At 72.6% G+C, this 22,148-nt stretch carries 20 protein-coding genes; 14 read left to right on the plus strand and 6 right to left on the minus strand.

Annotated elements, in window-relative coordinates; genetic code table 11:
* Positions 1–114: 114 nt before the first annotated feature.
* Together ACIRPK_RS20150 and ACIRPK_RS20155 are read right to left on the minus strand one after the other, a co-directional pair.
* Positions 115–795 (minus strand): response regulator, encoded by a 681-nt coding sequence (locus ACIRPK_RS20150; RefSeq protein WP_403040606.1) that lies wholly within the window; start codon positions 793–795, stop codon positions 115–117.
* Entirely contained in the window at positions 792–1,970 is a 1,179-nt protein-coding gene (locus ACIRPK_RS20155; protein ID WP_403040607.1) for a sensor histidine kinase, read from the minus strand. Before ACIRPK_RS20155 ends, ACIRPK_RS20150 begins: the two co-directional genes overlap by 4 nt.
* A gap of 251 nt (positions 1,971–2,221) precedes the next feature.
* On the opposite strand from ACIRPK_RS20155, the gene ACIRPK_RS20160 reads away from it, so the two are divergent.
* The 7 genes from ACIRPK_RS20160 (at position 2,222) to hutI (ending at position 11,393) form a co-directional block, all read left to right on the plus strand.
* The gene (locus ACIRPK_RS20160) at positions 2,222–4,438 is read left to right on the plus strand and encodes an MMPL family transporter (protein ID WP_403040608.1); all 2,217 of its coding nucleotides are present in this window, start codon (positions 2,222–2,224) and stop codon (positions 4,436–4,438) included.
* A gap of 41 nt (positions 4,439–4,479) precedes the next feature.
* Positions 4,480–5,295, plus strand: coding sequence for a formate dehydrogenase accessory sulfurtransferase FdhD (gene fdhD, locus ACIRPK_RS20165; protein ID WP_403040609.1), 816 nt, complete (start codon positions 4,480–4,482; stop codon positions 5,293–5,295).
* 94 nt (positions 5,296–5,389) lie between these two features.
* Positions 5,390–5,722, plus strand: a complete 333-nt coding sequence (locus tag ACIRPK_RS20170; RefSeq protein WP_403040610.1) for a hypothetical protein — start codon at positions 5,390–5,392, stop codon at positions 5,720–5,722.
* A 102-nt stretch (positions 5,723–5,824) separates the two neighbouring features.
* Positions 5,825–7,495: a urocanate hydratase gene (gene hutU / locus ACIRPK_RS20175; protein ID WP_403040611.1), complete on the plus strand. Its 1,671-nt coding sequence runs from the start codon at positions 5,825–5,827 to the stop codon at positions 7,493–7,495.
* 11 nt (positions 7,496–7,506) lie between these two features.
* The gene (locus ACIRPK_RS20180) at positions 7,507–8,691 is read left to right on the plus strand and encodes an allantoate amidohydrolase (protein WP_403040656.1); all 1,185 of its coding nucleotides are present in this window, start codon (positions 7,507–7,509) and stop codon (positions 8,689–8,691) included.
* Positions 8,682–10,031 (plus strand): formimidoylglutamate deiminase, encoded by a 1,350-nt coding sequence (locus ACIRPK_RS20185; RefSeq protein ID WP_403040612.1) that lies wholly within the window; start codon positions 8,682–8,684, stop codon positions 10,029–10,031. The genes ACIRPK_RS20180 and ACIRPK_RS20185 overlap by 10 nt, the downstream gene beginning before the upstream one ends.
* 210 nt (positions 10,032–10,241) lie before the next feature.
* Positions 10,242–11,393 (plus strand): imidazolonepropionase, encoded by a 1,152-nt coding sequence (gene hutI / locus ACIRPK_RS20190; protein ID WP_403040613.1) that lies wholly within the window; start codon positions 10,242–10,244, stop codon positions 11,391–11,393.
* Between the two features lie 58 nt (positions 11,394–11,451).
* On the opposite strand, the gene ACIRPK_RS20195 is transcribed toward hutI, so the two are convergent.
* Both ACIRPK_RS20195 and ACIRPK_RS20200 read right to left on the minus strand, forming a co-directional pair.
* A complete protein-coding gene (locus ACIRPK_RS20195) occupies positions 11,452–12,960 on the minus strand; it encodes a peptide MFS transporter (protein ID WP_403040614.1) in 1,509 nt (502 codons plus the stop codon).
* A 260-nt stretch (positions 12,961–13,220) separates the two neighbouring features.
* The gene (locus tag ACIRPK_RS20200; protein ID WP_403040657.1) at positions 13,221–14,687 is read right to left on the minus strand and encodes a peptide MFS transporter; all 1,467 of its coding nucleotides are present in this window, start codon (positions 14,685–14,687) and stop codon (positions 13,221–13,223) included.
* A gap of 219 nt (positions 14,688–14,906) precedes the next feature.
* Here ACIRPK_RS20200 and ACIRPK_RS20205 point away from each other — a divergent pair, with 219 nt between their 5' ends.
* Both ACIRPK_RS20205 and ACIRPK_RS20210 read left to right on the plus strand, forming a co-directional pair.
* Complete coding sequence (locus ACIRPK_RS20205; RefSeq protein WP_403040615.1) at positions 14,907–15,581, plus strand: response regulator transcription factor; 675 nt, start codon at positions 14,907–14,909, stop codon at positions 15,579–15,581.
* A gap of 16 nt (positions 15,582–15,597) precedes the next feature.
* Positions 15,598–16,842 (plus strand): ATP-binding protein, encoded by a 1,245-nt coding sequence (locus ACIRPK_RS20210; protein WP_403040616.1) that lies wholly within the window; start codon positions 15,598–15,600, stop codon positions 16,840–16,842.
* Between the two features lie 19 nt (positions 16,843–16,861).
* Here the strand turns inward: ACIRPK_RS20210 and ACIRPK_RS20215 are convergent, their stop codons facing one another.
* On the minus strand, positions 16,862–17,392 hold the full coding sequence (locus ACIRPK_RS20215; RefSeq protein ID WP_403040617.1) for a GtrA family protein: 531 nt from the start codon (positions 17,390–17,392) through the stop codon (positions 16,862–16,864).
* Positions 17,393–17,627: 235 nt separating this feature from the next.
* Here ACIRPK_RS20215 and ACIRPK_RS20220 point away from each other — a divergent pair, with 235 nt between their 5' ends.
* Genes ACIRPK_RS20220 through ACIRPK_RS20240 form a run of 5 tightly spaced genes read left to right on the plus strand, consistent with a single transcriptional unit; the run spans position 17,628 to position 21,572 of the window.
* Positions 17,628–18,746: a 5-(carboxyamino)imidazole ribonucleotide synthase gene (locus ACIRPK_RS20220; RefSeq protein ID WP_403040658.1), complete on the plus strand. Its 1,119-nt coding sequence runs from the start codon at positions 17,628–17,630 to the stop codon at positions 18,744–18,746.
* Entirely contained in the window at positions 18,743–19,267 is a 525-nt protein-coding gene (gene purE, locus ACIRPK_RS20225) for a 5-(carboxyamino)imidazole ribonucleotide mutase (RefSeq protein ID WP_403040618.1), read from the plus strand. Before ACIRPK_RS20220 ends, purE begins: the two co-directional genes overlap by 4 nt.
* An 8-nt stretch (positions 19,268–19,275) precedes the next feature.
* Positions 19,276–19,536 carry a hypothetical protein gene (locus tag ACIRPK_RS20230; RefSeq protein WP_403040619.1) on the plus strand — a complete coding sequence of 87 codons (261 nt, stop codon included), beginning with the start codon at positions 19,276–19,278 and terminating at the stop codon, positions 19,534–19,536.
* Positions 19,533–20,708, plus strand: a complete 1,176-nt coding sequence (locus ACIRPK_RS20235) for a dipeptidase (protein ID WP_403040620.1) — start codon at positions 19,533–19,535, stop codon at positions 20,706–20,708. Before ACIRPK_RS20230 ends, ACIRPK_RS20235 begins: the two co-directional genes overlap by 4 nt.
* Before the next feature lie 57 nt (positions 20,709–20,765).
* The gene (locus ACIRPK_RS20240; protein WP_403040621.1) at positions 20,766–21,572 is read left to right on the plus strand and encodes a DUF1028 domain-containing protein; all 807 of its coding nucleotides are present in this window, start codon (positions 20,766–20,768) and stop codon (positions 21,570–21,572) included.
* A gap of 174 nt (positions 21,573–21,746) precedes the next feature.
* Here the strand turns inward: ACIRPK_RS20240 and ACIRPK_RS20245 are convergent, their stop codons facing one another.
* Positions 21,747–22,148 carry a CoA-binding protein gene (locus ACIRPK_RS20245; RefSeq protein WP_403040622.1) on the minus strand — a complete coding sequence of 134 codons (402 nt, stop codon included), beginning with the start codon at positions 22,146–22,148 and terminating at the stop codon, positions 21,747–21,749.

Genomic DNA, 22,148 nt, shown 5'->3' on the forward strand with positions numbered 1-22,148 from the left:
CCATATACATCATCACACCAGGTGAATGAAGATATGACAACTAGGGTGCGGACACCTGGGCGAACGCGCGCCGGTAGGAGCGCGGTGGCCCGCCTCGGCGGACGGCGCGCCGTTCTAGTCCCCGGCCGCGCGGGCGGTGACCAGGCCCGACTCGTAGGCCGCGATGACCGCCTGGGCGCGGTCCCTCACCCCGAGCTTGGCGAACAGGGCGGTGATGTGGTTCTTGACCGTGGAGACGCTGAGGTCCAGGGCCCCGGAGATCCCGGAGTTGTCGAGGCCGGTGGCCATCAGACGCCAGACCTCGACCTCGCGGGGCGTGAGATCGGCCGGCCCGGCGGGGACCGGCCGGGCATCGTGCGGGGCCCGTACGTAGGTGGCGATCAGCCGGGTGAGCAGGCGCGGGGCGACCACGGCCTCGCCGGCGTGCACGGTGCGGATCGCCGCGCCCAGCTCCTCCGGGGAGCTGTCCTTGGGCAGGAAGCCGTGGGCGCCGGCCCGCAGCGCGCCCACCACGTACTCGTCCAGGTCGAAGGTGCTGAGGGCCAGCACCCGGCAGTCCGGCACCTCGGCGGCGAGTCGTCCGGTGGCGGCGACCCCGTCCAGCACGGGCATCCGGATGTCCATCACCACCACGTCGGGGCGCAGCCGGGCGGCCAGTTCGACCGCCTCGGCGCCGTCCCCGGCCTCGCCCACCACCTCGAAGGCCGGGTCGGGGGAGAGGATCAGCGACAGACCGCGCCGGACCAGCGGCTGGTCGTCCGCGATCAGCACCCGGATCGGCCCGGTGGCCGTCATCGGACGGCCGCCTCGTCCTGGTCCAGCGGCAGCTCGGCCAGGACGCCGAAGCCACCCTCGGGCCGGGGGCCGACGGTCAGGGTGCCGCCGTGCAGGGCGACCCGCTCGCGCATGCCGATCAGCCCGTAGCCGCCCGGGCCCGCCTGCGGCGACGCGCCCACGCCGTCGTCCCGCACCTCGACGAGCACCCGGTCCTGACCGTACGTCAGCCGGACCGAGGCGCGGGCCGGCCCCGCGTACTTGCGGGCGTTGGTGAGCGCCTCCTGGGCGATCCGGAACACCGTCAGCCCCACGGTCGGCGGCAGCGGTCGCGGCGGCCCGTACACGCCGAGGTCGGTCGGCAGCCCGGCCAGCCGGGACTCGCCGACCAGCCGATCCAGGTCCCCGATGCCGGGCTGGGGCAGCGCCGGTGCGGTCTCCGGTTCGTCGTCGGCCCGCAGGACGTCCAGAAGTTGACGCATCTCGCGGAGCGCCAGCCGTCCCGAACCCTCCAGGGTGACCAGGGCGTCCCGGACCACCTCGGGGTTGCCCAGATTGGCCCGGGCGCCGCCGGCCATCAGCTGCATGGTGGTGATGTGGTGGGCCACGATGTCGTGCAACTCCCTGGCGATCCGCCGACGTTCCTCGGCCACCGCCCGGTCGGCGAGCAGCCTGCGGTTGGCCGCTCCCTCGCGCTGCCAGCGGTTCACCACCAGCGCGGCGCCGACCACGATCAGGACGGACATCGGCGGGCCCACCAGGGACTCCTGCCAGGGCGTGCTTCCGCCGCCGCGCTGGCTCAGCACCGTCACCGCCGCGGTCGCGAGGCCCGCGACCGCCGTCACCGGGAGCGGGCGGGCCCGGGCGACCGAGTACATGGCGACGATCAGGACGGCGCCGAAGTGGCTGGGCAGCGGGAGGGTCAGCGCGGCCGTCGCGTCCAGCACCAGGACGGCGGCCAGCGCCGCCACCGGGTGGCTGCGCCGGGCCAGCAGCGGTACGGCGCCCAGCGCGACCAGCAGGAACCCGGGCACGCTCACCGGCTGCCTGCCGCCGAAGTCGGTGAAGAACACGTAGCTGAGCAGGTTCAGCACACAGGCCGCGGCGGTCACCAACGCGTCGTTGCGGGACCACGGTGGCTCGTCGCCGCCGGTGGGCAGCGGCTCCCGGCTGTCCGCCGGCCCGGTGCTGGGCATGTCTGTTCTCCCCTGTGTCCGGCCTCCCGGCCCTCCCGGACAGCCTCGCACAGCGTTCGCGGCGGCAGTACCGACGGTGGACCGGGTCCTGACCAGGACCAGGGTCCTGGTCAGGACCCCGGGGAGGACCCAGGGCCCCGGTCCGGATCATCCGCTGCCCCGACGCCCGGGCACCCCTCCGGCTGATGGTCTGGAGACCGGCCGGGAGCACCCGGCCGACCCGCTCCCCAGTGCGTCCGCCGGAGGACACCGTGATCCGCGCCCTGACCGGATACTCGACCAGGAACCCATGGCGGGTGATCGCCCTCTGGGCGGTGCTCGGCCTCGCCCTGACCGCCCTGGCCCCGACCCTGCTGGCCCGGGTCACCCAGCACCAGACCGGTGACTTCTTGCCGCCGGGCTACGACTCGGCCGCCGCGCTGCGGATCGCCGAGGAGCGGTTCGGGGTGGACCCCGACGCCACCACCGTGACGGTGCTGGTGGCCCGGGCCGACGGCCGGCCGCTCGGAGCCGCCGACCAGCAGCGGGTCGAGGCCGAGGCCGCGAAGCTGGGCGAGCGCCGGGTGGTGATGCCCCGGGAGGACGACACCCCGGCGTTCCTGCTGCCGGACAGCTCCCAGACGCCCCGGATCGCCCCGGCGATGACGGCGCCCGACCGGAGCTTCGAACTGCTCTCGGTCCAACTCACCGGCAACCCCGCCGACCAGGGGGTGCAGGACGTCTACCGGACCTTCCGGGACGCCGCCCGGACCCAGTTCGCCGAAGCCGGGCTGCGGACCGGTTTCACCGGCGGCCTGGCCGACCTGGTCGACAGCACCGACGCCCACGAGACCGCCGCCAAGGTCGGCGGCATCCTGGTCACGGTGCTGATCGTGCTGCTCAACGTGCTGGTGTTCCGCAGCGTGCTGGCGGCCGTCCTGCCGCTGCTCGCGGTCGCCCTGATCGGCGGCGTGGCGGCGGGTGCCGTCGCGGGCGTCGCGCTGCTGACCGGGCGGATGCTCGACCCGAGCACCCCGGGGCTGATCAACGTGGTGCTGCTCGGCATCGGCATCGACTACCTGCTCTTCCTGCTGTTCCGGTTCCGCGAGCAGCTGCGCGCCCGGCCCGGGCAGCCCGCCCGTGAGGCCGCTGCCCAGGTCTCCGGCCGGGTGGGCACCGCGATCACCTCGGCGGCGCTGACCATCGTGGCCGCGTTCGCCACGCTGGGTCTGGCGACCTTCGGGCAGTTCCGCTCGCTGGGCCCGGCGATCGCGGTCGCGGTCCTGGTGATGCTGCTCGGCAGCCTCACCCTGATGCCGGCGCTGCTCGCGGCCGCCGGGCGGAAGATGTTCTGGCCCTCCAAGACCTGGCGACACGAGCCGCCGGCCGGCCGGGCCGCCCGGTTCGGCGACCTGGTCACCCGTCGCCCGCTGGCGGTGCTGGCGCTCTCGGTCGCCCTGCTCGCCGCGCTGGCCGCCGGGCTGGTCGGCATCCGGATGGACTACGGCCGGGGCGGCCCCGAGGAGCGGACGCCCGCGGTGGCCACCGCCGCCGAGATCTCCCGCGCCCTGCCCGCCGGGGTGTCGGACCCGACCAGCGTCTACCTCACCGCCACCGACGGCGGCACCCTCGACACCGCCCGGCTCGACGGCCTCGCCCGCGCGCTGGCCGGGGTCGACGGGATCGGCCAGGTCGCACCGACCGTACTGAACCAGGACCACCGGGCCGCCCGGATCGACCTCTACCCGACCGCCGACCCGCAGAGCCGGCAGGCCCGTGACCTGGCGTCAGGACCGGTCCGGGACACGGTCGCCCGGCACACGCCGGCCGGGACGGTGGCCCACGTGGGCGGTACGGCGGCGATCCTCGCGGACGTCTCGACCGCGGTGGACCACGACCTCACGATCGTGTTCCCGGTCGCGGCGGCGCTGATCGGGCTGATCCTGCTGCTGCTCCTGCGCAGCCTGCTGGCGCCGGTGGTCCTGATGCTCTCGGTCGGGCTCGGCTTCGCCGCCACCCTGGGTGCCGCCACCCTGGTGTTCCAGCACGGCCTGGGCCGACCCGGCGTCAGTTTCACCCTGCCACTGGTGCTGTTCCTGTTCGTGGTGGCGCTGGGCACCGACTACAACATCCTGATCACCGACCGGATCCGGGAGGAGATGCGGCGCCCAGGCTCGGCCCGGGCCGCCGTGGCCCGCGCGGTCCGGCACACCGCACCGGCCGTCGCGACCGCCGGGCTGGTGCTGGCCGGCTCCTTCGCCACCCTCGCCACCACCCCGGGCAGCGAACAGGTCGCCTTCGCGATGGCGCTCGGCATCATGCTCTCCGCGCTGGTCCTCTCGCTGGTGGTGGTCCCCGCGCTGGCCGCGCTGCTCGGCCGGGCCCTCTGGTGGCCGCTGCGCCCGCGGCCCCAGCTGCGGCACCCGGAGACCGTGCCCGCCCGGCACCCGGAACCGGCCGTGGTCGGGGGCGGCCCGGGGCCGTCGTAGCCTGGCAGCCGGTGGCCGGTCGGCCGGGAAAGGGGTACGGGATGGCTCGGGCGACGGTACGGCGGCGGGTGGTGCGGCTGCGCGGGGACGAGCGGGCCGAGCGGGCGGACGTGCTGGCGGGGGAGGAGCCGCTGGAGATCCGGGTCGGCGGCGAGCCGCTGACCGTCACCATGCGCACCCCCGGACACGACTTCGACCTGGTGGCCGGCTTCCTGGTGGGCGAGGGGATGCTGCACACGGCGGCCGAGCTGGCCGCGCTGCGGTACTGCGCCGGGACGGACGCGGACGGGCTGAACACCTACAACGTGGTGGACGCCACCCTGCGCGGCGGCCGGCCCGCGCTGACCACCCATCGGAACCTGCTGACCACCAGCGCCTGCGGCCTGTGCGGGCGGGACACCGTGGAGGCGGTCCGCACCCACGTCCGCTGGCCGCTCGCGGCGGACCGGGTGCCGGTCCGGCCGCAGGTGCTGTACGGGCTACCGGACCGGCTCCGGGCCGCGCAGAAGGCGTTCGACTCGACCGGCGGCCTGCACGCGGCCGGACTGTTCACGGCGGAGGGCGAGCTGCTCTGCGCCCGGGAGGACGTCGGGCGGCACAACGCGGTGGACAAGGTGGTGGGCTGGGCGCTCCGGGAGGGGCGGCTGCCGTTGACCGGCCACCTGCTGCTGGTGAGCGGGCGGGCCTCGTTCGAGCTGACCCAGAAGGCGGCCCTGGCGGGCATCCCGGTGCTGGCCGCCGTCTCGGCGCCGTCCTCGCTTGCGGTGGACCTGGCCGAGGAGCTCGGGCTGACCCTGGTGGGCTTCCTGCGCGGCGAGGGTGCCAACGTCTACACGGGCGCCGACCGGCTGGTCTGACAACAGCTCGGTCACGCCTGGTTGTTGACTGTCCGTGGGCGGGCATCCCCTCAGTGGGCCCTGGTGGCCAGGGCCGGACGGGGGTTGCCCAGCCATGCGTGTGATCCACGAGATGAAACTGGTCGGCCGGCTCGCCTCGGGCGCCGACGAGTGGTCCTGCCCCACCTGCGGTCGCCGGATCGCTCTCCGCCAACCGCCCCACCCCGACCTCACCATCCTGGAGGAGGGCGACGAGACCGCCGTGCACGTCGGCGTGATCCAGCCCGACCCGGCCGCCACGGCCGCCGCCGAGAAGTACGGCCTGGGCCCGATCCAGGAGATCCCCCGCCCGCCGAGACCGGTCGCCCCGGAACCCCCGGACGCGCAGGACCGCGCCTGGCTCGCCGACATCGGCATCAGCTGGGACGGCGGGGACGCGGCGGCCTGAACAGGACGAAAGCCCGGAGCTGCCTCTGGCCGCCGTTCGGATGATTGGATATATTCAGTCGAACAGACTCTGAATGAATCCATCCGCAAGGAGACCGTGAGCATGGTGCAGCAGCAGGGCAGTGGTCCGCGCGAGGTGCGTGCGGCGCGTGGGACGCAGCTGACGACGCAGGGCTGGCAGCAGGAGGCCGCGCTGCGGATGCTCATGAACAACCTCGACCCGGAGGTGGCCGAGCACCCGTCCAAGCTGGTGGTCTACGGCGGCACCGGCAAGGCGGCCCGGGACTGGCGCAGCTACGACGCGATGGTGCGCACCCTGCAGACCCTCAAGCAGGACGAGACCATGCTGGTCCAGTCCGGCCGCCCGGTCGGCGTGATGCAGACCCACGAGTGGGCGCCCCGGGTGCTGATCGCCAACTCCAACCTGGTCGGCGACTGGGCCAACTGGGAGGAGTTCCGCCGGCTGGAGAACCTCGGGCTCACCATGTACGGCCAGATGACGGCCGGCTCCTGGATCTACATCGGCACCCAGGGCATCCTGCAGGGCACGTACGAGACCTTCGGCGCCGTCGCGGCCAAGAAGTTCAACGACACCCTGGCGGGCACCATCACCCTCACCGCCGGTCTCGGCGGCATGGGCGGCGCCCAGCCGCTGGCCGTCACCATGAACGGCGGCGTGGCGATCTGTATCGACTGCGACCCGTCCCGGATCGCCCGCCGGATCGAGCACCGCTACCTGGACGTGGAGGCCAAGAACCTCGACCACGCGCTGGAGCTGGCCACCGCCGCCCGGGACAAGAAGCAGCCGCTCTCGATCGGCCTGCTCGGCAACGCGGCCGAGCTGTTCCCGCAGCTGCTCGCGATGGACGCGCCGATCGACATCGTCACCGACCAGACCAGTGCGCACGACCCGCTGGCCTACCTGCCGATCGGCGTCGACTTCGACGACATGGCGGCCTACGCGGCGGCCGAGCCGGCCGAGTTCACCCGGCGCTCGCGCGAGTCGATGGCCAGGCACGTCGAGGCGATGGTCGGCTTCCAGGACCGTGGCGCCGAGGTCTTCGACTACGGCAACTCGATCCGTGGCGAGGCCCAACTCGCGGGCTACGATCGCGCGTTCGACTTCCCCGGGTTCGTCCCGGCGTACATCCGGCCGCTGTTCTGCGAGGGCAAGGGCCCGTTCCGCTGGGCCGCGCTGTCCGGTGACCCGCAGGACATCTACAAGACCGACAAGGCGGTGCTCGACCTCTTCCCGGAGAACGAGTCGCTGCACCGCTGGATCAAGATGGCCCAGGAGAAGGTGCACTTCCAGGGCCTCCCGGCGCGGATCTGCTGGCTCGGCTACGGCGAGCGCGACAAGGCCGGCGAGCGGTTCAACGACATGGTCGCCTCCGGCGAGCTGTCCGCCCCGATCGTGATCGGCCGCGACCACCTGGACTGCGGCTCGGTGGCCTCCCCGTACCGGGAGACCGAGGCGATGCTGGACGGCTCCGACGCGATCGCCGACTGGCCGCTGCTGAACGCCATGGTCAACGTCGCCTCCGGCGCCTCCTGGGTCTCCATCCACCACGGCGGCGGCGTCGGCATCGGCCGCTCGATCCACGCCGGCCAGGTCACGGTCGCCGACGGCACCGCGCTGGCGGGCGAGAAGATCCGCCGGGTGCTCACCAACGACCCCGGCATGGGCGTCATCCGGCACGTGGACGCCGGGTACGACCGGGCGGTCGAGGTCGCCGACGAGCGTGGTGTCCGCATCCCCATGGGTGAGCTGTGACCTTCGAAGCGATGTGGGCGGAGCTGCTCCCCGTGGGCCGCTCCGCCGCCTCCGGGGGCTACCGCCGGCACGCCTGGAACTCGGCCGACGCCGAGTGCCGGGCCTGGTTCGAGCAGCAGGCCACCACCCGGGGCCTGGGCTACGAACTGGACCGGAACGGCAACCAGTGGGCCTGGCTCGGCGATCCGACCGGTGACGGCGCGGTCGTCACCGGCTCGCACCTGGACTCGGTGCCGGACGGCGGCGCCTTCGACGGCCCGCTCGGCGTGGTGTCCTCCTTCGCCGCCCTGGACGAACTCCGTTCCCGTGGCGCGGAGTTCACCCGCCCGCTGGCGATCGTCAACTTCGGTGACGAGGAGGGCGCCCGGTTCGGGGTGGCCTGCATCGGCTCCCGGCTGACGGCCGGCGTGCTGGGCCGCGAGCAGGCGTACGAGCTGCGCGACGCCGACGGCGTCCGGCTGCCCGACGCGATGGAGCGGGCGGGGTACGACCCGGCCGTGATCGGCGCGGACCACGACCGGCTGGGCCGGATCGGTGCCTTCGTCGAGCTGCACGTCGAGCAGGGCCGGTACCTGACGGAGGATCAGCCGATCGGCGTGGCCAGCGCGATCTGGCCGCACGGCCGGTGGCGGTTCGACTTCCACGGCGAGGCCAACCACGCCGGGACCACCCGGATCGAGGACCGCCGGGACCCGATGCTGACCTTCGCCGACACCGTCCTGTCGGCCCGGCAGCAGGCCGAACTGGCGGGCGCGCTGGCCACCTTCGGCAAGGTCGCGGTGGAGCCCAACGGCACCAACGCGATCGCCTCGCTGATCCGCGGCTGGCTGGACTCCCGGGCGGCCGACGAGACCGTGCTGACCGAACTGGTCGAGCGGATCCGGCAGTCCGCGCTCCGGCGCGGCGAGCGGGACGGCGTCCGGGTCGAACTGACCCGCGAGTCGTACACCCCGGTGGTCGACTTCGACGGACCGCTCCGCGACCGGCTGGCCAAGCGCCTCGGCGGCGTACCGGTGCTGCCGACCGGCGCGGGACACGACGCCGGGATCCTGGCCTCGGCCGTTCCGACCGCCATGCTGTTCGTACGTAACCCGAGCGGGGTCTCGCACTCCCCGGCCGAGTACGCCGAGCAGGCCGACTGCCTGGCCGGTGTGACCGCGCTCGCCGACGTCCTGGAGGATCTGGCGTGTCAGTGACCACCTACTGGGCCGAGCACGCCTGGCTGCCGCACGCCAACGGCCCGGTGGTCGAGCGGGACGTGTCGATCACGGTCGCGGACGGCCGGATCACCCGGGTCGCGCCGGACAGCGGGCCCTGCCCGCCCGGCGCGGTCCGGCTGGCCGGGCTGCTGCTGCCCGGCCAGGCGAACGCCCACTCGCACGCCTTCCACCGGGCGCTCCGGGGCAGCGTCCAGGTCGGCTCCGGCACCTTCTGGACCTGGCGGGACACCATGTACCGGTTCGCCGGTGCGCTGGACCCGGACAGCTACCTGGCGCTGGCCACCGCCGTCTACGCCGAGATGGCGCTCGCCGGGATCACCAGCGTGGGCGAGTTCCACTACCTGCACCACGCCCCCGGCGGCGGCCGGTACGCCGACCCGAACGCGATGGGCCACGCCCTGATCGAGGCGGCGGCCCGGGCCGGCATCCGGATCACCCTGCTGGACACCTGCTACCTGTCGTCCGGCTTCGGCGCGGAGCCGACCAAGCCTCAACTCCGGTTCAGCGACGGCGACTCGGACGCCTGGGCGGAGCGGGTCAGCGCCCTCAGGGCGGCTGAGCACGCCCGGATCGGCGCCGCCGTGCACTCCGTCCGGGCGGTCCCGGCCGGGCAGTTGGGCACCGTCGCGCAGTGGGCCACCGAGACGGGCGCCCCCCTGCACGTCCACCTCTCCGAGCAGACCGCCGAGAACGACGCCTGCCTCGCCGCCCACGGCGTCACCCCCACCAGGCTGCTCGCCGACCACGGGGTGCTCGGCCCGCGCACCTCCGCCGTGCACGCCACCCACCTGACGGACGAGGACATCCGGCTGCTCGCGGACTCCTCGACCAACATCTGCATGTGCCCCACCACCGAACGCGACCTGGCGGACGGCATCGGCCCGGCCCGGCGGCTGGCCAGTGCCGGCTGCCCGATCACCCTCGGCAGCGACAGCCATGCGGTGATCGACCCGTTCGAGGAGGCCAGGGCACTGGAGCTGGACGAACGCCTGCACACCCGGACCCGGGGCCACTGGACGGCGAACGCCCTGCTCCGCGCGGGCGGCCAGGACGGCCACGCCTCCCTCGGCTGGCCCGACGCGGGCCGGATCGAGGCCGGCGCCCTGGCCGACTTCACCGTGCTCGCGCTCGACTCGGTCCGCACCGCCGGCCCCCCGCCGGCCCTCGGAGCCGAGACGGCGGTCTTCGCCGCCTCCGCAGCCGACGTCCGCCACCTGGTGGTCGGCGGACGACACATCGTCAAGGACGGCGTCCACCAACTCGTCCCCGACGTCGCAGCCGCCCTGAGCACGACAATCGCCGCCCTCCGGTCCTAGACTGCGACGCGTGTGCCCGAGCGGGGCTGATCCTCTCGGGCACACACTTTTCGCACGGGGCTCGGCCATGCACCACCAGGGCCCGGGGAACGGCGGCGCCGACCTCAGGAGCGTTCAACGTACGGACCGGGTCAGGCACTCCGCACTGTGACCCGCACGCCAGATCTCCTCGCAGTTCCCCGAGCCCCTGACCGTAGAAAGGCCCGCTCCGTGAGCACGCTCATCACCAACCTCGGTTCCCTGGTCACCAACGACCCCGCGCTCGGCACCCGCACCGCCGCCGCCGTGGTGATCGACGGTGACCGGATCGCCTGGGTCGGCGACGCCGCCGCCGCCCCGGACACCGACCACCGGTTCGACGCCGAGGGCCGGGCGATGATCCCCGGCTTCGTCGACTCGCACGCCCACCTGGTCTTCGCCGGCGACCGCACGGCCGAGTTCAACGCCCGGATGAGCGGCCAGTCCTACAGTGCGGGCGGCATCAGGACCACGGTCGCCGCCACCCGCGCCGCCACCGACGCCGAGCTGGAGGCCAACCTCACCCGCTTCATCGGCGAGGCGCTCCGCCAGGGCACCACCACCATCGAGTGCAAGTCGGGCTACGGCCTGACCACCGAGGACGAGGCACGCGCGCTGCGGATCGCCGCCGCGCACACCCCCGAGACCACCTACCTCGGTGCCCACGTGGTGGCCCCGGAGTTCAAGGACGACCCGGCGGCGTACGTCGACCTGGTGACCGGCGAGATGCTGGACGCCTGTGCCCCGCACGCCCGTTGGGTGGACGTGTTCTGCGAGCAGGGCGCCTTCGACGGCGACCAGGCCCGGGCCGTCCTGACCGCAGGGGTCAAGCGCGGGCTGATCCCCCGGGTGCACGCCAACCAGCTGCACCACGGCCCGGGCGTGCAGCTCGCGGTCGAGCTGGGGGCGGCCTCGGCCGACCACTGCACCCACCTGACCGACGCCGACGTGGACGCGCTGGCGGGCGGCGACACCGTGGCCACGCTGCTCCCCGGCGCGGAGTTCTCCACCCGGGCGAAGTACCCGGACGCCCGTCGGCTGCTGGACGCGGGCGTCACCGTCGCGCTCTCCACCGACTGCAACCCGGGCTCCAGCTTCACCAGTTCGATGGCGTTCTGCATCGCGGTCGCGGTCCGCGAGATGGGCATGACCCCGGACGAGGCGGTGTACGCCGCCACCGCCGGTGGCGCCCATGCGCTGCGCCGGACCGACGTCGGCGTGGTGGCGCCCGGCGCCCGGGCCGACCTGCTGCTGCTGGACGCGCCGTCGGCCGTCCACCTGGCCTACCGTCCGGGCGTCCCGCTGACCGCCGCCGTCTGGCAGGGCGGCGTCCGCAAGGTCTGAGCACACGTCAGCGGGCCGGTACCCCTCCCAGAGGATTACCGGCCCGCCGTGCGTGGTGTCAGTGCACGTCGCCCATCAGCCTGACGACCTTCTTCCGGTACATCAGCAGGGCCACCCCGGCGAGCACGGCCAGCAGGCCCTGCGAGGCGAAGTACCAGGTGCTGCCGGTGGCGTCGCCGACCAGCAGCTGGATGATCGAGGCGGTGCAGTCGCCCGCCGTGACGGCGAGGAACCAGATGCCCATCATCTGGCTGGCGTACTTGGCCGGCGCCAGCTTGGTGGTGACGGAGAGTCCGACCGGGGACAGGGTCAGCTCGCCGACGGTCTGGACGAAGTAGACCAGCGCCAGCCAGAGCGGGGTGACCTTGGTGCCACCGGAGGCGGCGGCCATCGCCAGCATCATCACCAGGAACGAACCGCCGATCATCAGCAGGCCGAAGGCGAACTTCACCGTGGTGGACGGGTTCTGCCGGCGCCGGTCCAGCCAGATCCACAGCCAGGCGAAGACCGGTGCCAGCGCCATGATGTAGAGCGGGTTGAGTGACTGGAACCAGCTGCTCGGGAAGCTGAACCCGAGCACCGAGAGGTCGGTGTTGTTCTTGGCGAACAGGTTCAGCGTCGAGCCGGACTGGTCGTAGATCATCCAGAACACGGCGGCCGCCACGAAGAACCAGGCGTACCCGCTCATCTTGGACTTCTCGTCCGGGGTCAGGTCCTTGTCCCGGCGCAGCCGGGCGAAGTAGACCACCGGGATCACGATGCCGGCCACCGAGAGCGGCCAGATCACCCAGCCGAGGCTCAGCCGGCCGCTGAGCGCGACGGCGGCGTAGCAGACCACGGCGGCGGCCAGCCAGAGGGCGACCTTGCGGAGCATGCTCCGCTTCTCGTCGGCGCTCATCGGCGCGCTCACCACGCTGCTGCGCTCGCTCAGGTGGCGGCTGCCGAGCAGGTACTGGAGCAGGCCGATCGCCATGCCGACCCCGGCCAGCGCGAAGCCCAGGTGCCAGTCGACCTTCTCGCCGACCGTGCCGATCACCAGCGGGGCGACGAAGGCACCGAGGTTGATGCCCATGTAGAAGATGGTGAAGCCACCGTCGCGGCGGGGGTCGTTCGGGCCGTCGTAGAGGTGGCCGACCATGGTGGAGATGTTGGCCTTGAGCAGGCCGGAGCCGATCGCGATCAGGCCGAGCCCGGCGAAGAAGGTCGCCTGGGGCGGCAGGGCCAGCGCGAAGTGACCGAGCATGATGACGCCGCCGCCGATCGCGACCGTCTTCCGGGCGCCGAGGAAGCGGTCGGCGATCCAGCCGCCCGGCAGGGCGAGCAGGTACACCATGGCGTTGTAGACGCTGTAGACGGCGCCGGCCGTGGCGACCTGCATGCCGAGCCCACCCTCGGAGACGCCCGCGGCCATGTAGAGCACCAGCAGGGCGCGCATCCCGTAGAAGCTGAACCGCTCCCACATCTCCGTCATGAAGAGGGTGGCGAGTCCGCGAGGGTGTCCGAGGAAGGTCTGGCCGCTGCTGGTCGGGTTCGGCGCGGTGCCGACGTCCGGAGTTGTTGACGCCATGAGTGGGGGGTTCCTTGTGGCGGCGGGGGCAGGGACCAGAACACTCTACGTCGCGTTTTCAGAGCCAATCAGAGGACAAGGCCATATCCGTACCTCTTGTCCGAGTAAAGAAAAACGCCACTGCACCGCCTGGATCAATGGCAAGGAAGGAGAAAATCCTTGGAATCGCAACCTCTGCCGCCCGATCTTCCGGTGATGACATGATCAGTCCGAAAATCCCACCAGGGTTACCGGCCCCTGCGCCGCTCACGCTCTGTGAACTAGTTCACAGCGCCCATCAGCCGCTTGATCCGCCCGGCGGCCAGCCAGATCGCCACCCCGCAGACCGCCGCCAGCGCGCCCTGGAGATAGAAGTAGGCGTCCGCGCTGACCACCCGCTGGAGCTGGGTGGTCCAGCCTGCGACGGCGTCGCCGGTCGCGGTGGCCAGGAACCACAGCCCGAGCATCTGGCTGATGTACTTCGCCGGCGCCAGCTTGGTGGTCAGCGACAGGCCGACCGGAGAGAGCGTCAGTTCCGCGACGGTCTGCACGAAGTAGACCCCGACCAGCCAGAGCGGCGAGACCAGCGCGCCGCCCGAGGCGGCCAGCTCGGCCAGGCCCATCAGCCCGAACGAGGCGCCGATCAGCAGCAGGCCGAGGGCGAACTTGACCGGGGTGCCGGGGTTCCGGCTCCGGGTCGCCAGCCACTGCCAGAGCCAGGCGAAGACCGGCGCCAGGATGATGATGAAGAGCGGGTTCACCGAGTTGAACCAGCTGGACGGGAAGTGGAAGCCGAGGATCGACAGGTCGGTCGACTCGTTGGCGAACTGGGAGAGCGTCGACCCCGACTGGTCGTAGATCATCCAGAAGATCGCGGCCGCGATGAAGAACCACATGAAGGCCGACATCCGGCTGCGCTCCAGCGCGGTCAGCCCGCGGTCCCGGCGCAGCCTGGTGAAGTACCAGGCGGGCAGCCCGATCCCGATCACCCCCAGGATGTTGACCACCTGGTGCACCGAGAACCGGCCGAGCAGCGCGTCCACCGCGAAGAACACCACCGCCGCCCCGGCCCAGCACGCGGCCAGCCGGAACACCCGCCGCCGCTGCACCGGATCGGCCGGCCGGCCGGGCAGCGCGCCCGCGTGGCCGAGGTGCCGGCGGCCCAGCACGTACTGGATCAGCCCGACGCCCATCCCGACCCCGGCCAGTGAGAAGCCCAGGTGCCAGCTGACCTTCTGGCCGACCGTGCCGATCACCAGCGGCGCGAAGAACGAACCGATGTTGATCGCCATGTAGAAGATGGTGAAGCCGCCGTCCCGGCGGCCGTCGTTCTCGTGGTAGAGCCGGCCGACGATGGCCGAGACGTTCGGCTTGAGCAGGCCGGTGCCGACCGAGATCAGCAGCAGGCCGAACCAGAACGTCGCGCTCAGCGGCACCGCCAGCGCGAAGTGGCCGCCCATGATCACCAGGCCGCCGATCAGCACCGCCCGCCGGGCGCCCCAGACCCGGTCGGCGATCCAGCCGCCGGGGATGGCCAGCATGTAGATCAGCGAGTTGTAGACGCTGTAGACCGAGGCGGCCGTCACGGTGTCCAGGCCGATCCCGCCCTGGTCGACCGGCACCGCCAGGAAGAGCACCAGCAGCGACCGCATCCCGTAGAAGCTGAACCGCTCCCACATCTCGGTCATGAACAGGGTGGCGAGCCCGCGCGGGTGCCCGAAGAAGGCGTGCTCGTCCTCCGGTGGCATCCCGGACGCGGAGTACGGCTCCGCCCCGTCCCGCCCTGCTGCCTCGTCGGCCACCCGGTACCTCCCGCGCACGTTGTCCCACGACCGGCCCCCGTCTGCCCACGCTATGAGCCGACAAACCGTCAGGCGCTCCGGCGGCGCCCCCGGTACGCCGTCCGGGGCGTACCGGCAGGCCCAAGGCCCTGAACGTCGAGTCGCACTCGGACTACCATCTGCCACATGACCTGTGTGCTGTTGGCCGAGGACGACCCGGCGATCTCCGAACCGCTGGCCCGTGCGCTCCGACGGGAGGGGTACGAGGTGCTCGTCCGCGAGGAGGGCCCCGGGGCCCTCGCCGCCGCGCTGACCGAGGACGTGGACCTGATCGTGCTCGATCTCGGCCTGCCCGAGATGGACGGCCTGGAGGTGGCCCGCAGGCTCCGCGCCGAGGGCCGGACCTGCCCGGTGCTGGTGCTCACCGCCCGGGCCGACGAGGTGGACACCGTGGTCGGCCTGGACGCCGGGGCGGACGACTACGTCACCAAGCCGTTCCGGCTGGCCGAGCTGCTGGCCCGGGTCCGGGCGCTGCTCCGGCGCGGCAACGTGGACCAGCTGACCACCGGCGCGCACGGCGTGAAGATCGACATCGAGTCGCACCGCGCCTGGCTGGGCGAGGAGGAGCTGACCCTCTCGGCCAAGGAGTTCGAGCTGCTCCGGGTGCTGGTCCGGGACGCCGGACGGGTGGTCACCCGGGAGGAGATCATGCGTCAGGTCTGGGACACCACCTGGTGGACCTCGACCAAGACGCTGGACATGCACATCTCCTGGCTGCGCAAGAAGCTCGGCGACGACGCGGCCAACCCGCGCTACATCTCCACCGTCCGCGGCGTCGGCTTCCGCTTCGAGAAGAACTGATCAGGGGTCAGTCCGCGTGAAGCGCCGGATGATCAATTCACTGCTCGGCGTGGTCCTGGTGATGGTGGTGGTGTTCTGCGTCCCGATCGCCCTGATCGAGAAGCAGTCCATCGTGAACGCCGCGGACGCCCGGGTGGACGCCCAGGCGGTCCGGGTGCTCGGCCTGGTGGAGAGCCGGCTGGCGGCGCAGGAGCCGATCACCGGCGAGAAGTTCACCGCCCAGCTGCCCGAGGGCGGCTACGTCACCATCGCGGTGCCCGGACAGCCGGTGCTGGCGATCGGCACCCCGCCCGCGCCGCCGGTGCTCAGCGTCACCGAGTCCGGCGCCGACGGCGAGACGGTCACCGTGGTCCAGTCCCGCACCGGGGTGGACCACGAGATCGCCAACATGCTGCTGCTGCTCGGGGTGGTCGCGCTGCTCGCGGTCCAGGCGGCGGTGGCCCTCGCGGTCTGGCAGGCCAAGCGGCTGGCCAGGCCGCTGGTCGACCTGGCCGAGACCGCCGAGCGGCTCGGCTCGGGCGACCCCCGGCCCCGGGACCGGCGGTACGGCGTCCCGGAGCTGGACCGGGTGGCCGAGGTGCTGGACGCCAGCGCCGAGCGGATCGCCCGGATGCTCTCCGCCGAGCGGCGGCTCTCCGCCGACGCCTCGCACCAGCTCCGCACCCCGCTCACCGCGCTCTCGATGCGGCTGGAGGAGATCAACACCCTGGCGGGCGAGCCGGACACCGTGAAGGAGGAGTCCACCATCGCCCTCCAGCAGGTGGAGCGGCTCACCGACGTGGTGCAGCGGCTGCTCACCAACCAGCGCGACCCGCGCAGTCCCACGGCGGTGGTGTTCGAGCTGGACGAGGTGGTCAAACAGCAGCTGGCCGAGTGGAGCCCGACCATGCGCGGCACCGGCCGCACCCTGCGGGTCGAGGGCCTGCGCGAGGTACGGGTGCTGGGCACGCCGGGGATGGTGGCCCAGGTGCTGGCCACGCTGATCGAGAACTCGCTGATGCACGGTGCCGGGACGGTCGTGGTCCGGGCCAGGCCGTCCGGCCGCTCGGTGGTGGTCGAGGTCCAGGACGAGGGCCCCGGGGTCCCGACCGAGCTGGGCAACCGGGTCTTCGAACGGGCCGTCAGCGGCCGCAACTCCACCGGCATCGGGCTCGCGGTGGCCCGGGACCTGGCCGAGGCGGACGGGGCGCGGCTGGAGCTGCTCTCGCTGCAACCGCCGGTCTTCGCGCTCTTCCTCAGCCGGGCCGACGAGCCGGCCTGACGAGCCGGCCTGACGGGTCTCAGCGGGCGTACTCGGGCTGCTCGGTGACCGGCGGCTGGGCGGCGGCCGGCACGGTCGCCGCCGGCGCAGTCGGCTCGGCCAGCTCGGGCAGCGCCTTGAAGACCCAGGTCCGGTACGAGAAGAACCGGAAGACCGTGCCGATGGCGAGCCCGAGCGTCTTGGCGGCGAACTTCTGCAGGTCGCCGTCGAAGCCGAAGCCGTACTCCGACAGTCCGAGGACGCCGGTCTCGATCAGCATGCCCGCACCGCTGAAGAGCAGGAAGAGCGTGATCTCCCGCTTGCGTGAGCTGGCGTCGCGGTCCTTGTAGAGCCAGTAGCGGTAGCCGAGGTAGTTGGTGGCGATGGCCACCAGGGTCGCCGCGATGTTGGAGCGCAGCGTCGCCAGCCCCAGGCTGTTCATGCAGAACCAGAAGACGGCGAAGTTGACGACCACACCGCTGAGGCCGACCAGGCCGAACTTGAGTGCCTCACCGGAGAGGCCGCTGAGCTTCTGCCTCAGCGAGGGCTTCGGGCCGGTCATGCTCGTCATCCGCGGGTCTCCAGTGTGTGCTGACGAAACAGTGCTCGCACGGGCTGTCGCGCAAGCACATCATCCGACAGTGTGCTTCGGGCCCGGCCATCCAGGCTACTCGCTCCGGTCGGGCCCCTTCTCCCGGCCGGTCCGCCGCTCCCTTCCGGTGGCCGCCGGTGCACCGCCCCTCACCGGCCCGGATATCCTGGACAGCGTGACTTTCGCGGGTAATGCAAATTTTCCAGTCGTGGGCATGATCGGCGGCGGGCAGCTCGCCCGGATGGCGCACCAGGCGGGCATTCCGTTGGGCATCCGCTTCCGGCTCCTCGCCGACACCCCCCAGGACTCCGCCGCCCAGGTGGTCTCCGACGTGGTGCTCGGTGACTATCGGGACCTCGACACCCTGCGCCGCTTCGCGGCCGGGTGCGACGTGATCACCTTCGACCACGAGCACGTGCCGACCGAGCACCTGCGCGCCCTGCAGGCCGACGGCATCGCCGTCCGCCCGGGCCCGGAGGCCCTGGTCAACGCCCAGGACAAGGGCGTGATGCGGGCCAAGCTGGTCTCGATCGGCGTGCCCTGCCCCCGGCACCGGCTGGTCGCCGACCCGGCGGACGTGACCGCCTTCGCCGAGGAGGGTGACGGCTACCCGGTCGTGCTCAAGACGGTGCGCGGCGGCTACGACGGCAAGGGCGTCTGGGTCGTCGACGACGAGGACGGGGCGCAGGCCCCGTTCCTGGCCGGCGTGCCGGTGCTGGCCGAGGAGAAGGTCGACTTCCTCCGCGAGCTGGCCGCCAACGTGGTCCGCTCGCCCAGCGGCCAGGCGGTCGCCTACCCGGTGGTGGAGAGCCTCCAGGAGAACGGCGTCTGCGCCGAGGTCACCGCCCCCGCCCCCGACCTCGACCCCGCGCTCTCCGACCAGGCCCAGCAGTTGGCCCTGCGGATCGCCGGCGACCTGGGCATCACCGGCCACCTCGCGGTCGAGCTGTTCCAGACCCGGGACGGCCGGATCCTGGTCAACGAGCTGGCCATGCGCCCGCACAACTCCGGCCACTGGACCCAGGACGGCGCGGTCACCTCGCAGTTCGAGAACCACCTGCGGGCCGTCCTCGACCTCCCGCTCGGCGACCCGCGCCCGCGCGCCAGGTGGACCGTGATGGTCAACGTGCTCGGCGGCGACTACCCCGACATGTACCGGCCCTTCCTGCACTGCATGGCCCGCGACCCCGGCCTGCGGATCCACATGTACGGCAAGGACGTGAAGCCCGGCCGCAAGGTCGGTCACGTCAACGTCTTCGGGGACGACCTCGAGGACGTCCGCGAGCGCGCCCGCCATGCGGCCGCCTACCTGCGAGGGACGATCACCGAATGACCCAGCCAGTTATCGGCATCGTGATGGGCTCGGACTCCGACTGGCCCGTGATGGAGGCCGCCGCCCAGGCGCTGGACGAGTTCGAGATCCCGTACGAGGTCGACGTGATGTCCGCGCACCGGATGCCGCGCGAGATGATCGCGTACGGCGAGCAGGCGCACACCCGGGGCCTGAAGGCGATCATCGCGGGTGCGGGCGGCGCCGCCCACCTGCCGGGCATGCTCGCCTCGGTCACCCCGCTGCCGGTGATCGGTGTGCCGGTCCCGCTGCGCTACCTGGACGGCATGGACAGCCTGATGTCGATCGTCCAGATGCCCGCCGGGGTGCCGGTCGCCACCGTCTCGATCGCCGGGGCCCGCAACGCCGGGCTGCTCGCGGTCCGGATGGTGGCCGCCTTCGACCCGGAGCTGACCGAGAAGATGACCGAGTTCCAGGCCGAGCTGAACAGCCAGGCCACCGAGAAGGGCAAGAAGCTCCGCGCCAAGGTGGCGGGCTCCGGCTCCTTCGGCTTCGGCAAGTAGCACCGCACGTGCCGCTGTCGCGCCGCGCGGCCCTCGCCCTGGGGGCCGCCGCGGTGCTGACGGGGTGTTCGACGCCCTCGCCGCGCGGGGTGCTGCGGCTGGCGGCCGGCCCCGAGGGCGGGCCGTACCAGACCTTCGGCCGGCGGCTCGCCGAGGAGATCGGCCGGGCTCACCCGGGCCTGACCGTCGAGGTGCTGTCGACCGCCGCGAGCGTGCGCAACCTGCGGTTCCGGTTAACACCGGCGGGTTGGGTAGAACTGTTCCCATGACTCCTGAGCTGCTCGACCGTGCCCACGCCCTGCTCCGTACCGCACCCGTGGTGGACGGTCACAACGACCTGCCGTGGGCGATGCGCGCCCAGGTGGGGTACGACCTCGACGCCGTGGACCTGACGGCGGACCAGCGGGCCAGGCTGCACACCGACTTCGGCCGGCTGCGGACGGGCGGGGTCGGCGCGCAGTTCTGGTCGGTGTACGTACGTTCCGACTACGCGGGCGACCAGGCGGTCAGCGCCACCCTGGAGCAGATCGACTTCGTCCGGACGCTGACCGAGCGCTACCCGGACACCCTCCGGCTCGCGCTCACCGCCGAGGACGTCGAGACCGCCCGCGCGGAGGGCCGGATCGCCTCGCTGATGGGCGCCGAGGGCGGGCACTCGATCAACAGCTCGCTGGCCACCCTGCGGGCGCTGTACCAACTGGGCGTGCGGTACCTGACGCTGACCCACAACGACAACGTGCCCTGGGCCGACTCGGCCACCGACAAGCCCGAGCACGACGGTCTGACCTCCTTCGGCGAGGAGGTGGTGCGCGAGATGAACCGGCTCGGCATGCTGGTCGACCTCTCGCACGTCTCCGCCGACACCATGCGGGACGCCCTCCGGGTCACCGAGGCACCGGTGATCTTCTCGCACTCCTCGGCGCGGGCGGTCTGCGACCACCCGCGGAACGTCCCGGACGACGTGCTGGCCCAGCTGCCCGCCAACGGGGGCGTCGCGATGGTCACCTTCGTGCCCAAGTTCATCCTGCCCGCCGCGATCGAGTGGACGGTGGACGCGGACCGGAACATGCAGGCGCACGGCTTCCACCCGCTGGAGACCACCCCCGAGGCGATGGTCTGCCAGCGCGCCTTCGAGGCCGCCCACCCGCGCCCGGTCGCCACCGTCGGCACGGTCGCCGAGCACCTGGACCACATGCGGCAGGTGGCCGGGATCGACCACCTCGGGATCGGCGGCGACTTCGACGGCACCGCTTTCACCCCGGCGGGCCTGGACGACGTGGCCGGCTACCCGCACCTGATCGCCGAGCTGCTCGGCCGGGGCTGGTCGGAGGCCGACCTGGCGAAGCTCACCTGGCACAACGCGGTCCGGGTGCTGCGGGAGGCGGAGGCGGTGGCCCGCGAGCTCCAGGGCCGCCGCCGCCCCTCGATCGCGACTCTCTAGTGCCGTGCCGGGCACGGCACTAGGCCTGGCCGCGACGAGCGGCTATCGTCCCTCGGCGTGACCTTCTCCGTAGTGGCCCGCTCGGGCAGTGCCGTCGGTGTCGCGGTGGCCAGCAAGTTCCTCGCCGCAGGCGCGGTCGTCCCGGCCGCCGAGGCGGAGGTCGGCGCGCTGGCCACCCAGGCGATGGCCAACTTCGCCTACCGGCCGCAGGGCCTCACCCTGCTCCGGACCGGCGTCGCCCCCGCCGACGTGGTGGCCGGGCTGACCGCCGCCGACCCCGGCCGGGCCGACCGCCAGCTCGGCGTGGTCGGCTGCTCCGGCGACGGCGCCACCTACACCGGCGTGGACTGCCTGGACTGGGCGGGGGGCGTGGCAGGCCCCGGCTACGCGATCCAGGGCAACATCCTGACCGGGCCCGAGGTGGTCGAGGCGATGCAGGACACCTGGCTCGGCGGGGCCGAACTCCCGTTCGCGGAGCGGCTGGTGGCCACCCTGGCGGCCGGGGACGCGGCAGGCGGCGACAGCCGGGGGCGACAGAGCGCCGCGCTGTACGTCGCCGACCGGGGCGCCGGTTACGGCGGCCTCAGCGACGTCTCCTACGACCTCCGGGTGGACGACCACCCCGACCCGGTCACCGAGCTCGCCCGCCTGCTGGCCGGCCACGAGATCCTGTTCGGTACCCCGGACCCGGCCACCCTGCTCGAACTCACCGGCGCCCTGGCCACCGAGGTCACCTCCCTCCTCACCGCCACCGGCCACCCCACCCTCGACCGCTGGGCCGGCGTCGAGAACCTCGAAGGCCGCCTCGTCCCGGGGTACATAGACCCGCTGGTCCTCGCACACCTCCGCACCAAGGCCCGCTAGGTCAGCCCTTTCGCAGGTGCTCCCGTTGCACTGTCCAGGGGTTCGGGCAACGGCGACGGTTCGTGGCCGGCGGGTGTCACGGCGAAAGTGCCTGACCCCGTACGCACGTCGAACGCTCCCGAGGCCGGCGTCGCAGTTCCCCGAGCCCCTGACCGTGGAAGCTCGACCGCTTGCCTAAAGGAGCGGCAGCTCGATCGCCGGGCAGCGGTTCATGACCATGTCCAGGCCGGCCGCCGTCGTGCGCGCGTACGCCTCCTGGTCGATCACGTCGAGCTGGAACCAGACCGCCTTGGCGCCCTTGGCGACCGCTTCGTCGGCGACCGCCCCCGCCAGCGAGGAGTTCACGAAGACGTCCACCACGTCGACGTCGAACGGGATGTCGGCGAGGGAGGCGTAGCCCGGCTCGCCGAGCACCGTCTCGGCCTTGGGGTGCACCGGCACGACCCGCTTGCCCGCCCGCTGCAGCACCCGGGCCACCCCGTACGCGGCCCGGGCGGTGTTGTTCGACAGCCCGACCACCGCCCAGGTGTCGCCGCTGTCCAGCAGGATCTTCCGCACCACCGCGTCGTCGCTCAT

Origin of the sequence: Kitasatospora sp. NPDC101801, from assembly GCF_044766665.1 — a bacterium.
Classification (GTDB): Bacteria; Actinomycetota; Actinomycetes; order Streptomycetales; family Streptomycetaceae; genus Kitasatospora.

Coding starts and splice junctions, on each gene's coding strand:
- ACIRPK_RS20220 (WP_403040658.1), top strand. CDS start 17,628: ATGATCGGCGGCGGGCAGCTCGCCCGGATGGCGCACCAGGCGGGCATT.
- hutU (WP_403040611.1), top strand. CDS start 5,825: ATGGTGCAGCAGCAGGGCAGTGGTCCGCGCGAGGTGCGTGCGGCGCGT.
- ACIRPK_RS20180 (WP_403040656.1), top strand. CDS start 7,507: ATGTGGGCGGAGCTGCTCCCCGTGGGCCGCTCCGCCGCCTCCGGGGGC.
- fdhD (WP_403040609.1), top strand. CDS start 4,480: ATGGCTCGGGCGACGGTACGGCGGCGGGTGGTGCGGCTGCGCGGGGAC.
- ACIRPK_RS20195 (WP_403040614.1), bottom strand. CDS start 12,960: ATGGCGTCAACAACTCCGGACGTCGGCACCGCGCCGAACCCGACCAGC.
- ACIRPK_RS20245 (WP_403040622.1), bottom strand. CDS start 22,148: ATGAGCGACGACGCGGTGGTGCGGAAGATCCTGCTGGACAGCGGCGAC.
- ACIRPK_RS20235 (WP_403040620.1), top strand. CDS start 19,533: ATGACTCCTGAGCTGCTCGACCGTGCCCACGCCCTGCTCCGTACCGCA.
- ACIRPK_RS20205 (WP_403040615.1), top strand. CDS start 14,907: ATGACCTGTGTGCTGTTGGCCGAGGACGACCCGGCGATCTCCGAACCG.
- ACIRPK_RS20155 (WP_403040607.1), bottom strand. CDS start 1,970: ATGCCCAGCACCGGGCCGGCGGACAGCCGGGAGCCGCTGCCCACCGGC.
- ACIRPK_RS20170 (WP_403040610.1), top strand. CDS start 5,390: ATGCGTGTGATCCACGAGATGAAACTGGTCGGCCGGCTCGCCTCGGGC.
- ACIRPK_RS20215 (WP_403040617.1), bottom strand. CDS start 17,392: ATGACGAGCATGACCGGCCCGAAGCCCTCGCTGAGGCAGAAGCTCAGC.
- ACIRPK_RS20200 (WP_403040657.1), bottom strand. CDS start 14,687: ATGCCACCGGAGGACGAGCACGCCTTCTTCGGGCACCCGCGCGGGCTC.
- purE (WP_403040618.1), top strand. CDS start 18,743: ATGACCCAGCCAGTTATCGGCATCGTGATGGGCTCGGACTCCGACTGG.
- ACIRPK_RS20150 (WP_403040606.1), bottom strand. CDS start 795: ATGACGGCCACCGGGCCGATCCGGGTGCTGATCGCGGACGACCAGCCG.